At 59.9% G+C, this 13,592-nt stretch carries 10 protein-coding genes; 6 read left to right on the plus strand and 4 right to left on the minus strand.

Annotated elements, in window-relative coordinates; genetic code table 11:
• Positions 1–99: 99 nt before the first annotated feature.
• Positions 100–306 carry a hypothetical protein gene (locus RND64_RS00070; RefSeq protein ID WP_007241293.1) on the minus strand — a complete coding sequence of 69 codons (207 nt, stop codon included), beginning with the start codon at positions 304–306 and terminating at the stop codon, positions 100–102.
• Positions 307–689: 383 nt separating this feature from the next.
• Here RND64_RS00070 and RND64_RS00075 point away from each other — a divergent pair, with 383 nt between their 5' ends.
• The 6 genes from RND64_RS00075 (at position 690) to RND64_RS00100 (ending at position 11,074) form a co-directional block, all read left to right on the plus strand.
• Positions 690–2,213 carry a type I restriction-modification system subunit M gene (locus RND64_RS00075; RefSeq protein WP_331436328.1) on the plus strand — a complete coding sequence of 508 codons (1,524 nt, stop codon included), beginning with the start codon at positions 690–692 and terminating at the stop codon, positions 2,211–2,213.
• Positions 2,213–3,412, plus strand: a complete 1,200-nt coding sequence (locus RND64_RS00080; RefSeq protein ID WP_331436329.1) for a restriction endonuclease subunit S — start codon at positions 2,213–2,215, stop codon at positions 3,410–3,412. The genes RND64_RS00075 and RND64_RS00080 overlap by 1 nt, the downstream gene beginning before the upstream one ends.
• Positions 3,413–3,572: 160 nt before the next feature.
• Positions 3,573–7,016 (plus strand): DEAD/DEAH box helicase family protein, encoded by a 3,444-nt coding sequence (locus tag RND64_RS00085; protein WP_331436694.1) that lies wholly within the window; start codon positions 3,573–3,575, stop codon positions 7,014–7,016.
• Between the two features lie 199 nt (positions 7,017–7,215).
• Positions 7,216–7,977, plus strand: a complete 762-nt coding sequence (locus RND64_RS00090) for a hypothetical protein (RefSeq protein WP_331436330.1) — start codon at positions 7,216–7,218, stop codon at positions 7,975–7,977.
• A gap of 7 nt (positions 7,978–7,984) precedes the next feature.
• Complete coding sequence (locus RND64_RS00095; protein ID WP_331436331.1) at positions 7,985–10,117, plus strand: hypothetical protein; 2,133 nt, start codon at positions 7,985–7,987, stop codon at positions 10,115–10,117.
• 528 nt (positions 10,118–10,645) lie between these two features.
• Positions 10,646–11,074 (plus strand): DUF1622 domain-containing protein, encoded by a 429-nt coding sequence (locus RND64_RS00100; RefSeq protein WP_331436332.1) that lies wholly within the window; start codon positions 10,646–10,648, stop codon positions 11,072–11,074.
• Here RND64_RS00100 and RND64_RS00105 read toward each other — a convergent pair whose 3' ends face one another.
• The 3 genes from RND64_RS00105 to RND64_RS00115 all read right to left on the minus strand — a co-directional run bounded on the left by RND64_RS00105 (position 11,075) and on the right by RND64_RS00115 (position 13,536).
• Positions 11,075–11,848, minus strand: a complete 774-nt coding sequence (locus tag RND64_RS00105) for a cutinase family protein (RefSeq protein ID WP_331436333.1) — start codon at positions 11,846–11,848, stop codon at positions 11,075–11,077. It abuts the gene before it with no gap.
• A gap of 179 nt (positions 11,849–12,027) precedes the next feature.
• Positions 12,028–12,240 (minus strand): DUF4190 domain-containing protein, encoded by a 213-nt coding sequence (locus tag RND64_RS00110; RefSeq protein WP_210734719.1) that lies wholly within the window; start codon positions 12,238–12,240, stop codon positions 12,028–12,030.
• Between the two features lie 1,119 nt (positions 12,241–13,359).
• Complete coding sequence (locus RND64_RS00115) at positions 13,360–13,536, minus strand: hypothetical protein (RefSeq protein WP_231895104.1); 177 nt, start codon at positions 13,534–13,536, stop codon at positions 13,360–13,362.
• Between the last annotated feature and the right edge of the window lie 56 nt (positions 13,537–13,592).

Genomic DNA, 13,592 nt, shown 5'->3' on the forward strand with positions numbered 1-13,592 from the left:
CTCCGTGGAGGGGTTTGATGAAGCAGCGGCGCCAACCGCTGTGAGATGTCAGGCGCTGGTCAGCAGATCGGCGTCTGATGTCGTTTCTGTGACTTAGGTTTATGCCTCTACGTCATCGACCTCTTCCAGCCCGCGTTCTAATGCGTCGGCGCCGGCACGCGATACCGACTGTCCATTCGCCTGGGCCATCCGATAAAGGCGGGCAGCAAGTGGAGTCGGCAGACGCAGCTCGACGCGCGTTACGTCGCCGGGCTTGTTGATACGCGGCGAACCGAAGTGTGCGGCCGGAACATCGGCGTCCTTCATCAGTGCCTCCTACCGGGTAGTTCCGGGGACTTCCGGGATTAATGCCACCACACTCCGAGGCGTTGGTCGGGACGCATTCTGGCCTCGTCATGGCTGCATCGCGCGCGTAGTGCGCACACCACGCGTAGTGCGCACGGTGCGCGGTATGCGCATCAAGGGCAGCCGAAAGTGCAGGTAGGGGCTGTGCAGCTACTTGCTGGCTCGCTTGTGTGGAGCATTTGGCGTGAACGGCGGACGACGACTCACGTCCTCAGGGCGCGCATCACAAGTCAAAAGTTGCGTTTGCCGTTGGGCGTGTCGCACCAAGGTCGTCCGCGAACTGTCTGAGAGACGCGCTATACAGTTCTGCTCGGGTTCACCACGACTGTTGGGAGTACGCGAGAGTGATCACAGGAGAACAGAAGAGCAAGGTCGACGCCGTCTGGGACGCATTCTGGTCGGGCGGCATCTCCAACCCGTTGGAGGTGATGGAGCAGATCACCTACCTGCTGTTCATCCGACGGCTCGACGACGAGCAACAACTCGCCCTCAATCGCGCTAACCTCACCAAGAAGCCGGTCACCGGCAACCCATTCCCGGTCGAGCGGACCGAGCTGTGCTGGTCGGAGTTCAAGAATTACGTGCCCGACGATATGTTCCGGACTGTGGACGAGGACGTGTTCCCGTTCATCCGCACCATGCGTGACGAGGACTCTACCTACGCCCACTTCATGAAGGACGCCCGCCTGTCCATCCCGAATCCAGGGATGCTGACCAAGGTTGTCGACTTGCTCGACAAGATCGAAATGCGCGACCTCGACACCAAGGGCGACGTCTACGAGTACATGCTCGCCAAGATTGCCAGCTCCGGACAGAACGGCCAGTTCCGCACCCCCCGCCACATCATCAAACTGATGGTCGAGATGATGGCACCCGAACCCGGCGACACCATCGTCGACCCCGCGTCGGGCACATGCGGATTCTTGGTCGCGGCCACTGATTACATGCGCGAGCACCACGCGCGTGACATCAACTCGGGCAAGGGAGCTAGGCACTTTCACCACGAGATGTTCCACGGCTTCGACTTCGACAACACCATGCTTCGCATCGGCTCGATGAACATGCTGCTGCACGGCGTCGAACAACCCGACATCCGCTACCGGGACTCCCTCGCCGAAGCCAACACCGGAGATGCCGGTGCCTACTCCCTGGTACTCGCCAACCCGCCTTTCGCCGGCAGCCTGGACTACGAGAACACCGCCAAAGACCTCCAGCAGATCGTCAAGACCAAGAAGACCGAGTTGTTGTTCCTCGCCTTGTTCCTGCGTCTGTTGAAGCCCGGCGGCCGCGCAGCGGTGATCGTGCCCGACGGCGTCCTGTTCGGCTCGTCCAAGGCGCACAAGACCCTGCGCAAGATGCTCGTCGACGACCACAAACTCGACGCCGTTGTGAAGCTCCCATCCGGAGTCTTCAAGCCATACGCGGGAGTGTCGACAGCGATTCTCTTCTTCACAAAAACCAACTCAGGCGGCACCGACCACGTCTGGTTCTACGACGTCCAGGCCGACGGATACTCGCTCGACGACAAGCGAACCGCGTTGATCGATGGTGACAAGCTCGGGCCGCTGGCCGAACTCGCGGACGACCAGCACGCCAAGAACAACCTGCCCGACGTCCTCGCCCGCTGGGCCGAACGCGACGGCACAGAACTCAAGCGCGAGCGGACAGAGCAGTCCTTCTGCGTTCCGCGGAACGCCATCGAAGAACAGGGCTACGACCTCAGCCTCAACCGTTACAAAGAAATCGTCCACGACGAGGTCGAACACCGAGCACCTGAAGAGATCCTCGACGAACTCGACAAGCTCGAGCTCGACATTCAATCCGGGCTCGCCGAGCTCCGGCAGATGTTGGCAGGTGGCAACGACTGATGCCGAATGTAGCGACACTTGCCTCGGTGGCTGACGTCTTTAATGGCAAGACACCAGCAAAGAGCGAACACCGGGAATCCGGATTCCCGGTGTTGAAGATCCGCGATGTCGATGCAGCTGGTCAATTTAAGGGTGTGTTCGAGTCGTTTGTGGAGCCAGCATTCGCCAATAGGTTCGTAGCGAAGCATGCGCAGATTGGCGACGTGCTCGTTCTCAATGCTGCCCACAATGCGTCACACGTGGCATCGAAGACCCACCGTGTGGAGGATGGCAACGTTGGCGCTCTAATCACGGGTGAATGGTTGACCATACGCCCAGACGTGAGTCAGTTAGAGGGATCGTATCTGGCTCATTGGGTCACGAGCGCACCAGTTCGGGCTGCCATGAAGGACTGCGTAAAGGGAATCCATCTCTACCCGAAAGATGTCGCGCAGCTAAAGATTCCGCTCCCTCCCCTCTCCGAACAACGCCGCATCGCAGCCATCCTCGACCAGGCCGACACCGTCCGTACAAGACGACGACAGCGAGACGTCCTCCTTCATAGCGTTGAAGCGGCAATCTTTCAAAGTATTTTTGGACCGGAATCATCTGGCCCTCGGTGTTGGCGAAGCATGCCGCTTAAAGCACTTAGTCTTGACGGTTTAAAGAACGGCGCTTACTTCCCTAAAGAACGCTACTCGGATGACGGAATAGAAATGGTGCACATGGCAGACGCATTCTACGATCTGATACCTAGAGGCGGTTTGCGAAGGGTATCAGCGAGTAGCGAAGAAATAGAAAAGTACGCAGTGATCGAGGGCGATGTCTTGATCGCACGGCGTTCATTGAATTATGCGGGAGCCGGCAAGCCGTCTCTCGCAGCCACGAGCAGCGAACCGCTTCTATTCGAGTCATCTCTGATCAGAATGAGGCTGGACCCTTCCCTAATCCTCAAGGAGTACCTGTTTGGTGTGTTGAGTTCGAAGGAATTTAAGAGAACCAAACTATCGAAGATAGTTACGGGCACTACTATCTTCGGCGTCAGTCAGTCCAATATGGGTGAATTAGCTATTCCAATTCCACCGATGGAACTGCAGAACCGGTATCGAGACATCCTCACCGAATTCAGAAGAATGTCACCAGGTATCGATACTTTTGCATCCGAACTCGATCACCTATTTGCTTCTTTACAGTCCCGCGCCTTTCGGGGTGAACTGTAAGAAGTACGTGTCGAGCGACATCTCTGTACCCTGCAAGTCCAGCGGTGGGAGGTCGAATCGGCGCGATCAAACCTGTCATACGAGCGATATAGTCTGACCGGCTTGCGCAAATCGGCACACGTCTTGTGCCAAGATCGGACATGGTTAGGGAGGAGGGATGGTGGCTGGGAACTTCGACTTTCTGCAGGGCGAGTGGCCGCAGGTTTATGCGTCGGCGAAGAATGCCGAGCGTGATGCGCTGTTCGACAGCCGTTCCACTTGCTTCTATGCGCGGCGGACGGTCGAGGCGGCCGTCAAGTGGCTCTACACCGTCAATGGCCTGGACAAGCCGTACAAGGATGATCTGTCGGCCCGCATCCATGACCCGGCGTTTCAGGCGCTCGTGCCGGGCACGGTGCAGACGAAACTGGACCTGATTCGAAGGGCTGGCAACCACGCAGTCCACGACGACCGCCCGATCGGGCAGGAATCCGGCATCCGCCTGCTCGAGGAACTGTTCCACGTCCTGTCGTGGCTCGCCCGTACCTACGCAACCCAGGCCGACTCGAAGCCAACCCCGGAGCAGAAGCTCGACCGAGCCACACTCCCGAAGCCGGGTGGCGGGGCGGCAGTGGCCAAGACGATGGCACAGCTGCAGAAACTCGGTGTCGAGCTCGAGGCCAAGGATGCTCAACTCGAAGAAGCCGCCAGTCTGCGCGCTGACCTCACCGAGCAACTGCTGGCGCGCGACGAGCAACTCAAGGCGGCTGACGCCACCCATGCCAGCCTCGAGGAGCTGGTCGCCCAGTTACGCGCCCAGGTCGCCGCCGCGCAAGGTGCTGCAGCCAAGCATGCCGATACCCACGACTACGACGAGGCCCGCACCCGCACCGACATCATCGACCTGCTGCTGCGTGAAGCCGGGTGGGATGTCGACGCCCCGAGGGTGCGGGAGTACCCGGTGACCGGGATGCCCCACGGCAAGAACGGTTTCGTCGACTATGTGCTGTGGGGCACCGACGGACGTCCTCTGGCGGTGGTGGAAGCCAAACGCACCTCCAAGGACGCGACCGTCGGACAACACCAGGCCAAGCTCTATGCCGACTGCCTCCAGCAGATGCACGGCCAGCGCCCGATCATCTTCTACACCAACGGTTTCGATACCTGGTTGTGGGACGACGAGAACTACCCACCACGGGAAGTTGAGGGTTTCTACACACGCGACGAGCTCGCCCTGGCGATCCAGCGCCGCACCACCCGCAAGAAACTCGCCGACGTTGACATCAACACCACGATCGTGGAACGGCCCTACCAGACGAGGGCGATCCGCAACGTCACCGAAGGCTTCGAGATCAACCGCCAACGCGCCGCGCTCCTGGTGATGGCCACCGGATCCGGTAAGACCCGCACGGTGATCGCCCTATCGGACATGCTGATGAGGGCCAACTGGGCCAAGCGCATCCTGTTCCTCGCCGACCGCAAAGCGCTGGTCAAGCAAGCCGCCAACGCTTACAAGACGTTTCTGCCGGATACATCACCGGTCAACCTGTTGACTGAGAAGAATACCGACGGTCGTGTCTACGTGTCGACCTATCCGACGATGATGGGGCTGATCAACGACCTCGACAACGGTCGGCGCCGGTTCGGCCCCGGGCACTTCGATCTCGTCGTCATCGACGAAGCCCACCGGTCGGTGTACCAAAAGTATCGACGGATCTTCGAATACTTCGACTCCTATCTCCTCGGGCTTACCGCTACTCCTAAAGACGAGGTCGACTACAACACCTACCAGCTGTTCAACCTCGAAACAGGCGTCCCCACAGACGACTACAGCCTCGACGAAGCGATTAAAGACGGCTATCTAGTGCCACCACGGGCCGTGACCGTGCCACTGGCCTTCCCGCGCCAGGGCATCAAGTACGACGACCTGTCCGACGAGGAGAAGAAGCGCTGGGAAGGAGAGGACTGGGGCGAAGACGTCGACCCGGACGAGTACCCGGACGGAGTCTCCTCTGAGGCGGTCAACAAATGGCTGTTCAACACCGACACCGTCGACAAAGCACTCGAAGTTCTCATGACCCGCGGCCATCGCGTCGCCGGTGGGGACCGGCTCGGTAAGACGATCATTTTTGCCAAGAACCAGAAACACGCAGACTTCATCGCACAGCGCTTCGACCACAACTACCCGCAATACAACGGGCAGTTCGCTGCCGTAATCACCCACGCCGTGTCCCACGGTCAAGATCTCATCGACCAGTTCTCTCAACCGGATACAAGCCCGCACATCGCGATCTCCGTCGACATGCTCGACACCGGCATCGACGTCCCCGACGTCGTCAACCTAGTGTTCTTCAAACCCGTGCGGTCGAAGACCAAGTTCTGGCAGATGGTCGGCCGCGGCACCCGCCTGCGCCCCGACCTGTACGGACCAGGACAAGACAAGACCGACTTCTTCATCTTCGACCTCTGCGGCAACGTCGAGTTCTTCAACGCGCACCCGGCACCGGCCGAAGCACGCCTGCCGGCGTCACTATCGGAGCGACTGTTCACCGCCCGCACCGACGTCGTGTGGGCACTTGACCGCTCCCACACGAACATCGACCTGCGTGAACAGATCACTGACGTCCTGCACACCCAGGTCGCGGGAATGAACCTCGACAACTTCCTGGTCCGGCCGCGCCGCAAGCAGGTCGAGGTCTACCGCGATCGCGGCAAGTGGGAATCGCTGACCGAACAGAAGGTCCGCGACATCGTTGACAACCTTGCCGACCTCCCCACCACCATCCGCGATACGGACGAAATGGCCAAACGCTTCGACCTCATCGTCCTGCGCGGACAACTCGCCATCATCGAAGCCGACGACACAACCCTCGAACGTCAAGAAGACAAAGTCCGCACCATCGCCGACGGCCTCCTCGAGCAACTCACCATCCCCAAGATCAAAGCCAAGGAAGAACTGCTGAGAGAAGTCGCATCCGAGGAGTGGTGGGACGACGTCACCCCAGAGATGCTCGAAGACGCACGTAAAGAGTTGCGCTCCCTCGTCGGGCTACTCGAGAAGACAAAGCAACCAATCGTCTACACCGACCTGCAAGACACCTTCACCGGCGACGTCACCGAAGTCGATATGCCACACACGGCGACCGGTACGGATAGGGAACGCTTCAACGCCAAGATGCGCGACTACCTGCGACGACAACCGGACAACCTAGCGCTGCAGAAGCTGAGGACCGGGAAGCCATTGACCGAAGCCGACATCGACTCGCTCCAGGAACTCCTCGCGCGGAGCGGTGCTGGTTCACCGGAGGAACTCCAACAGGCGATCGATGACGCTCATGGCCTGGGGCGTTTCATCCGATCGCTCGTAGGCCTTGACCAGCAGGCCGTTAATGCAGCGTTCGCGGAGTTCATGAATGACAGAAACGCTACTGCAGACCAGATTCATTTCGTTGGACTGATTATCGACCATCTCACGCACCGTGGGGCGATGGATGCCGGACAACTGTACGAGCCCCCGTTTACGGATCGCGCACCCCGAGGACCAGACGATCTATTCGATATAGGACGACTGCGCCGAATTGTGAATGTCATCGAATCTTTTGATTCCGAAGCGGAAGTTGGCTGAACCGGATGGATGAATATTAATGGCCGATGCTTTCAGGGTTCGCGGTGGAGTCATCCGACCCATCAGAATTTCGGATGTAAATGGTGTAGCTTCAGATCATCTCCTAATCGTGTCGCGGAGTGGGGACAGGGCAAACACCTACGGCCAAATCTGCGACTGCGAGAAACTTTCTCAAAACGGATTTCGACGCCTCAGCACTATGACCGTGCGGCAGAGATCAGGAGTAGCCACGATACTTACAGATCTGGCCGCGTGTCGTCATTTCACACGAATATTGATTGAAGTTCATAGTGACACGGCTATCGATGATCCCACTGAACAAAAGGCAGATATCGACGATGTTATAAATTCGGCCAAAAGGATCATGGCTGACTGTTCTCGTGCCGACAAGGTATCCGAATTCTGTGACCGATACTCGAGTTGGATGCACGAAGATCTCCAGATCAACCTAAATGAGGTTCTTCGCGGCCCATACACGGCGGCCTTAGCGTGGAAGCCGGGGAGTTCTGATGTGTCAATTCTTGACCAGCTGCAACCTTTGCTATCAGCGAGAAGCTCGCTGGTTGATGTGGAGGCGGTTGCAGTTACTAATGTGACTGATCCTCGTGTCGTCTCGACTGTGCGCTTGGCCGGACAAAAGGTGGAGGCGGCACTACTCGGTTTAACCGCATGGCAGACCGCCATCCTTGAAAGCACTGCACAGGAGCTGGCTCGGGTCGCAGCGAGAAGTGAAAGGCGGGAGCGCAGTCACGACCGCCGTATCGCTGACCTTGGAGCAGTCACCTTGTTCCCGATGCTGCTGTTCGCGTTTCTCGGAGCGAATATCCTGCCTGGCGTCAAGTTCAGTGCGGATCTTCCAGGGGTGCCGGTGTTGATCGGATCAGTGATTGTCGGAATAATCATAGCAATATCTGGTCGTTCTTGGGTGCGTCGTGTCACCCAACGAGAAGATATAGGTTAGGAACAGAATGGACCTTGAGTCACTCTTGAAGTTAATCCCGCAGCGATCGGAAAGTCTGGAATCGGCAATTGACCCGCCGATCGGAATTAGGCTACCGGAGCTTGAGCCCGGAAAGGTCTTTGTCAAGCCGCGTCTCCTCATGGCTGCAGGCTACGGTTCACCCGAACCTTATTCGGCACCCCGCGTTGCACTGATATCCGCATCCGCTGCGGTCGGCAAGTCAATGCTTGCGGCATACTTGGCGCGTCAAACAAAGAACCCTTACTGGGACCTTGGCCGATTTGCAATGGGGTCCGGATTCTTCTCGGGGACTCTATCTTCTGCGTATGGTGTATCGAACTACGCGGCAGCGATTGATGACATGCAAAATGGCCGACTATGTCTGGTACTTGACGCAGCGGACGAGGCGATCGTGGCTTCGACTACTACCAACTATGTCGCGGCGCTGGCAAATCTAGCTGAAATTGTACGGGACACTCGTTCACCCGAATATGCGGCTATCATATTTGGACGACCCGAAACCATACAGGACACCTATTTTTACCTCGACGAAGCCAGTGTTCCGTGCGCAGTTTACGAAGTTGCCTATTTTGGTCAGAACGAGGCGAAAGAGTTTGTTTCTTTGCAGGTGAATGCTGCCGAAGATACAGTGATCGACGAGCTCTCGCAGTTCATTGAAACATTTTTCGATAGGGTTAAAGAGGCTTTTGGGGCAGACTCGTGGGACGTGGTCGGATCATTCCTCGGGTATGCACCCGTACTAGATTCGATGGCACTATTCTACTGTGAGAGCGACAATCCTTATAAAGAACTGAAGCACTTCATATCTGACGGCGGAAAGACTTGGAGCCTGATCGCCGAGATGCTCGAAAGTGTTCTTGAGCGAGAAACTGAAAAGTTCGCCACTAGCTTCGGAGGTGCCGACGAAGCCAAGCGAGCCTTCGCAAGGTCAGCCTACGACAGTGCAACTCAGGTCCGCTGGCTGTTGTCGGATGAGGTCCGCACTTTGACTGCTGATCCCGACCTCGACCTCGTAATTAGAGATGAATGGCTGGATGACCTCGAGCACGGGCTTCACCAACAGTTTGAGGATCACCCGTTCTTGAAATCTTCCAGGGGTGAACACGCAGCAAATATCCTATTGGGCTTTACAAGTGTAGCGTTCCGCGATTATGTTCTCGCAAAGTACCTGATGGAGCCTGACTCGGACTATTTAGAGGTGCTGGCTTCCTACTGGACTCAACCCGACGTCGTTCCGTCACCTATGCTTTCACGGTTCATTCGGGCAACAGTCGCCGAGAAACCAGATCTGACTCTTGCTCCAGAATGTCTAATGTTCCTATTTGACTCACACGCGGAGCAGATCACCGGCACCGAGCCGACCGTTCTGTATTTGGAGTGGGGTGATACAGACGATCTTGACGATCTTGACGATCTTGAGATGCGAGTCACTTGGCGACAGGTTGGAGCCAAGGAGTCGCAATCCTGTTTGGTGAGCTCTCCTTCTGCCGCTGGCGAAGTCGAGTTGTGCCGATCGATTTCGATGGCTGCGATCGACCTCCCCGGAGCCACTGTGCGGGTCGGTCTCCAGCTTGGAGAGAGTGATCTCGGACCTTCTGCGGCAGTTCGATGTGGTGAGTTTGTTGCTCAATGCGCTGAATTGCACCTCAATGGAACCGCGGCTGACGGCCGATTTGATGCTCTTGTGGGTACTGACGTCAGGTGCGAGAAGGTTTCAGGTGGTGTGCGGCGTATCACGGGTGCTAGAAGCCAATTCACACTACATGTCCCAACTGCGCCGCATCCGTGGAAGCCGTTCTGCTTGGAGGAAAGAGACGAACGCCCACCCAGTTCCTCCGACCTTCTGTTCACTGCACTGGCGGTCCGTCGGATTGCGCTCTGGTTCAGCCGAGGTGGTACGCGTTTCTCACGTGAGAAGCTTGACACAATCATGGCGAAAGGTCGGGCCTCGAGGCCGGTGTTCGACTTTCTTATGAGCACAAACAGAATCTGGATTGACGGCCCGTTCTATCGGCTGGACCTCGGTTTCTCAATCGCATCCGTCCAGTCTCTGGACCTCGGGGATACTTCGTACCGGGACCTGATCGCAGAGGTACAGGAGGCGATCGACGGGCGTTGACGCTTTGTCCAAGGGCTCGGAGTCGGATACTTGACAGGGGGCAGTGGTAATGAGCAGCGTCGAGACTTGTGTAGAGTGCCGATGCGCCAGCTGCGGTGGAAGGTGTGCCAAATCGTCGACTCCGCCGTGCCAGCAGTTCTCTACTGCATGGGCGAGCCGAGGTCAGACACAATTCCAAACATGCCCAAGCAAGACTTCGCGGCTGATCTTGGTCGCCACTACCCGAGCACGCACACCGTGCGCCGGCTGGTTCAAGTTCGTATGTCCCTCGGAGCCATGTCAGGTGCCCGGCGGTGTCCCGCGCAGTTTCTCGGGGAAGAGTCCCTCCCAGGCGCAGAAACTAGGGGAAATGACCTTTCCGCGGGTCCTGTACCTTTCCTCGAGTTATTCCTAGGGGAAGGGTGCGAGACACGGGGAAGAATCCCGCGGAGGCGCTGAAACTCGGAGAAGAGTCCGCCCGCCGCGTACACCGCCACAACGCGTGTCGTTGCACCGCCGCGGCGGCGAACTGCTGCGTACTCTCTCCACATGCACATCGAGGAAGTCTTCTCCGGGGTCGCTGTGGCGTTCGAGGCGATCGGTGCGTTGACGATGGTCCTCGGCTTCATCATGTCGCTGATATTGGCCGGTCGAGCTCTCAAACGAGGTGAGGGCGGCCAAACCGCCTATTCGACGCTGCGCAACACCCTGGGTGCAGCGATCCTTCTTGGCCTCGAGGTGCTGGTGGCAGCGGACCTGATCCGCACGATCACATCCAAGCCGTCGATCGAGGACGCGCTGATCCTCGGAATCATCGTCTTGATCCGGACCGTGCTGTCGATGTCGATTCAGATCGAGATCGAGGGCGTCGTGCCGTGGAAGCGTGCGCTGCTGACCAGTGGTGCTTCCCTGGCCGGCAGAGAGATAGCGCGCGACGCGGCCGCACAGGCCGCCGCGTCGCGCACCACCAACCACTGACTACAGCCGTGCGGCCGCGTACTGCGCGGCCTGGACGTTCATGCCGTTCACGGCGTACAGCACGTGCAGCCCGTTCGGCTGACCGACCGGAGCGCCGTCGCATACGACGTCGCCCGCGATGCAGTAGGTGACGGTCTTGGGCTTGTACCGCGGTCCCACGTTCATCTCAGGTGCTCCGACGTCGCGGATCCACCGGTCAGACGGCGGAGCGAACAGAACGACGGCCTTCACATGCGGTTCCACCTCGGCCGGCATGGCCTTGGGAGCCTGCGACGCGTACTCGGCGTACCGCGCGGGAACGGCAATCCCGCTGTTTGCTGCGTATGCCGCGACCGCGCCGCCCTGCGAGTAGCCGCCGAGGACGATTCCCGTCTTCGGGCACCGAGCCGCGGTTGCCCTGATGTGATCCTGCGCATCCGTGATGCCGTCGACCACATTACGGACAAACGCCACACGGTTGTTGAAGTTGTTGCTGGCGGGGTAGTTGACACCATAGACAGCTACCGACTTGCCCGGCAGTTGCGATCTCAGAGCCTGCGCAAACGACAATCCCGTCAGCCCGACGGGCGGCGCGGTTTCAGCCGTTCCGCGAGCGAACACAACCTCGACATCCGGACACGACGCCGCAGATGCATGTGGTGCTGCGGCGAGAACACCGCCGGCAGCGACGACGAGCGAACCCGTCAGGAGCGCTAGCCGACGTACGACACTGTTCTGAGGCGAGATGCGACGGTCACGCCCGGAACGCGAGCGTGGAAAAGAGAGCTTCGGCATGGAGATCCTTTGCGGAGTCGTGCGCCGGCGGACGTCGATCAGAGCCGACTGTGGACGAGAGTACTCACGGTATTCGTCCAATGTGGCGGCTCGGATGGGCCGGAGTGCACACCTATTGACCGATCGCTGAGTCAATAGCAGCACCTGACCGGAAGACAACCGGCCAGGAGACAACCTGGTCAGAAGACGAAGATGAACAGGTACACCAGAAGTGCTACGACAGCGACGGCAACCCACGTCCACCCAAGACGGATTGCCACGGTCGCGAACGGAGCCCCGTACTGACGCCGCGAGCGGATCTCATCGCGTGCGCGGTAGCCGAGATAGATGCCGATCGGCGACGTGATGCCCAGTAGCGACAACACGAATGCCCAGATCGCCGTACGGTTCATCGTCGTTGTTGACGACGATGCCGGTGCTGCAGTCCGAGGCGGGGCCACGGGCTCCTCCTGGTCTTCTACGCGGGAACCGATGCCTTTGCGGTTCGACGGTTCATTCACGGCCGAGTATGCCTGCGTTGCTGATGCCTCGTCCGGGCCGACCGGCCGAGCGTCGCGTGAGGGAGTGCTCGCAGGAACATTGCGCTGGGGCGGAACGAACACACGTTCTCCAGCTCGTGCATATTCGTTTGCGCTGGAACGGCTTTCGGTCGGCGGCGGCGTCGTACCCGCTCGTCCGCTCGGATCACCGGCGCGTGGGGGAGGGACGCCCGGCGCACCGATCGGAGCTCTGCGTCCCGGGGGCGGTGGCACCGGCGCGCCCTGCCGCTGCGGTGGCACGGACCCCTGTCCCGACGGTCTTCCCGCCGTCTGTCCGGTTCCTGGAGCGGGCTGCGCGCCGGGCGCGGGCGGACGTTGCGGCGGGGCGCCGACCTGCCATCCCGGTCGCGGACCGGTGTTCGGCGGAAGCGGCCTACCGCCCTGTGCGGGTGCCGGGCCGTTCCCGGTCGCGGGACGTGGGGGCGGCGGTCTGTTTCCGGTGAAGGTGGGATTGGCGCCACGCGGGCCGGGACCGGTGCCGGGTTGATCGCCGGGAGTGCTGCGCGGGGCAGGACCACCGTCGCGACGCGCTGGATCCACGCTCCGCGGTGCAGGTCCGCTGTCACGCGGGACGTAGCCGTTATCCCGCTGCGCAGGCCCGACGCTGCGCGAACCAGGCCCGACCTCGCGAGGCGCTGGCCCGCCTTCGCGCGGAGCAGGGCCGCCGCTGCGTTCGTCGGGGCGGACAGACCAGCCCGACGACGGTCCGTTTGCGCGCTCCCACGGCGCGGGAGCAGGCGATACGGAGTCCCGCGCAGGTGTGGGTCGCGACGTGGAACCCGTCGTCGGCTGCGAAGGCCTGTCGGACCCATCGTCGCTCGTGAGGGGAGCAGACCACCCCGATGCTCGGTTCACGCCCGACTCGCTGTCGGCGTCGTCGGCTCGGGTGTCGTCGGAGTTCACGGGTCCAAATTACCTGCACCGGTGTCCCGAGACCGCATGGACCGTCGACTCGGTGACCCTGCGGTCTCGCTACTCGGCGTCGGGAGCAGCGCTGATCGTGGGCGGCAGTTCGTCGATCCGAGGAACCGTTGCCGAGATCGGTGGGGGCTCCTGCCGACTCCGACGAAGTACGACGATGACGGCCGCCGCTACGGCTGATACCAGCGCGAGTCCCCCTGCGATGGCAAGCACCTGCTTCTTCTGCATGTGCACAGCGTGCCAGTTCGCTGCGGGCGGATGCCACTTCTGACACCTACCGGCGC

Source organism: Gordonia sp. w5E2 (assembly GCF_036540975.1).
Lineage (GTDB): Bacteria > Actinomycetota > Actinomycetes > Mycobacteriales > Mycobacteriaceae > Gordonia > Gordonia jacobaea.

Bases quoted from the DNA above. Each gene is read 5' to 3' on its own strand.
- RND64_RS00070 (WP_007241293.1), bottom strand. From the start codon at position 306: ATGAAGGACGCCGATGTTCCGGCCGCACACTTCGGTTCGCCGCGTATC.
- RND64_RS00080 (WP_331436329.1), top strand. From the start codon at position 2,213: ATGCCGAATGTAGCGACACTTGCCTCGGTGGCTGACGTCTTTAATGGC.
- RND64_RS00090 (WP_331436330.1), top strand. From the start codon at position 7,216: ATGACCGTGCGGCAGAGATCAGGAGTAGCCACGATACTTACAGATCTG.
- RND64_RS00095 (WP_331436331.1), top strand. From the start codon at position 7,985: ATGGACCTTGAGTCACTCTTGAAGTTAATCCCGCAGCGATCGGAAAGT.
- RND64_RS00100 (WP_331436332.1), top strand. From the start codon at position 10,646: ATGCACATCGAGGAAGTCTTCTCCGGGGTCGCTGTGGCGTTCGAGGCG.
- RND64_RS00105 (WP_331436333.1), bottom strand. From the start codon at position 11,848: ATGCCGAAGCTCTCTTTTCCACGCTCGCGTTCCGGGCGTGACCGTCGC.
- RND64_RS00110 (WP_210734719.1), bottom strand. From the start codon at position 12,240: ATGAACCGTACGGCGATCTGGGCATTCGTGTTGTCGCTACTGGGCATC.
- RND64_RS00115 (WP_231895104.1), bottom strand. From the start codon at position 13,536: ATGCAGAAGAAGCAGGTGCTTGCCATCGCAGGGGGACTCGCGCTGGTA.